We start from the raw sequence: 1,432 nt of genomic DNA, 5'->3' as shown, positions 1-1,432 counted from the left end.
GCCCTACATATTCAAAAACCTATTAATTTTTAGATTTGCTATATTGTATTTTTCATGCGGCCGAAAACGGATATATTTACGGCGTTCGGCATTCCATTTAGACTGATAAGACTTTAGCTTATTCAAATAGATAAAACCTTTTACCCGCTGGAAATATAAATCATCGGAGTGGATATAGTTACTGCCATATTCAACAACAAACAGGCCGTCTGAAACCTTTCAGACGGCCTGTTTATCTCTTACGGTTTACACACCTTGTTTCAGGCTGGCTTCGATGAAGCCGTCCAAGTCGCCGTCCAATACGGCTTTGGTGTTGCCGACTTCGTAGCCTGTACGCAAGTCTTTGATGCGTGAGGAGTCCAAAACGTATGAGCGGATTTGGCTGCCCCAACCCACATCGGATTTGCCTTCTTCCAACGCCTGTTTCTCTTCGTTGCGTTTGCGCATTTCCAATTCGTACAGTTTGGATTTCAACATTTCCATCGCGGCAGCTTTGTTGGCGTGTTGCGAGCGGTCGTTTTGACATTGCACTACAATCCCTGTCGGCTCGTGGGTAATACGCACGGCAGAGTCGGTTTTGTTAATGTGCTGACCACCGGCACCGGATGCGCGATAGGTGTCGATACGCAAATCGGCCGGGTTGATTTCGATTTCGATGGAGTCGTCGATTTCGGGGTACACGAACACGGATGAAAAAGACGTATGGCGTTTGTTGTTGGAGTCAAACGGCGAGTATCGCACCAAGCGGTGAACGCCGGTTTCGGTACGCAGCAAGCCGTAGGCGTATTCGCCTTCCACGCGGATGGTGGCGCGGTTGATACCTGCGATTTCGCCGTCGTCTTCCTCAAGGATTTCGATTTTGAAGCCTTTGCGCTCGGCGTAACGGCTGTACATGCGGAACAGCATGCCTGCCCAGTCTTCGGCTTCCGTACCGCCTGCGCCTGCGGTAATGTCGATAAAGCAGTTGTTCGGATCGGCAGGCTGGTTGAACATTCGTTTGAATTCGAGGTCGGCCATTTGTTTTTCCAAACCGGCCACATCTTCCTGCACGGCGGCGAAACCTTCTTCGTCGTTTTCTTCAACAGCCATTTCGATCAACATACGGTTGTCTTCGATGCCTGTGGCGATGTTGTCGAGGGTTACCACGATGCCTTCGAGGATTTTGCGCTCTTTGCCGATTTCTTGGGCGCGTTTGGGGTCGTTCCACAGTTCCGGGTCTTCGGAGAGGCCGACGACTTCTTCAAGGCGGTCTTTTTTGCCTTGGTAGTCCATATAGACGCGGATGTCTTCGCTGCGCTTCTCCAGGTCGTTTAGGGTGTTGTTAAGCTGGTTGATTACTTCGGCTTCCATGATTCTTGTGTTCTTTCAAAATTTTAGGGGCGTATTGTAAGGGATTTGCCTGTTTTTTTCCATGACCGGGCCGTCTGAAAAT

1 protein-coding gene is annotated in these 1,432 nt (G+C 49.7%); it reads right to left on the bottom strand.

The features are described 5' to 3' along the window. Positions 1 to 246: 246 nt before the first annotated feature. Positions 247 to 1,350: a peptide chain release factor 2 gene (gene prfB / locus ACTHUE_RS18975; protein WP_003681666.1), complete on the bottom strand. Its 1,104-nt coding sequence runs from the start codon at positions 1,348 to 1,350 to the stop codon at positions 247 to 249. Between the last annotated feature and the right edge of the window lie 82 nt (positions 1,351 to 1,432).

This window comes from Neisseria sp. P0021.S005, from assembly GCF_051956955.1.
Note: the sequence above shows the minus strand (reverse complement) of the source record. Positions and strands in the feature narration are given on the sequence as shown.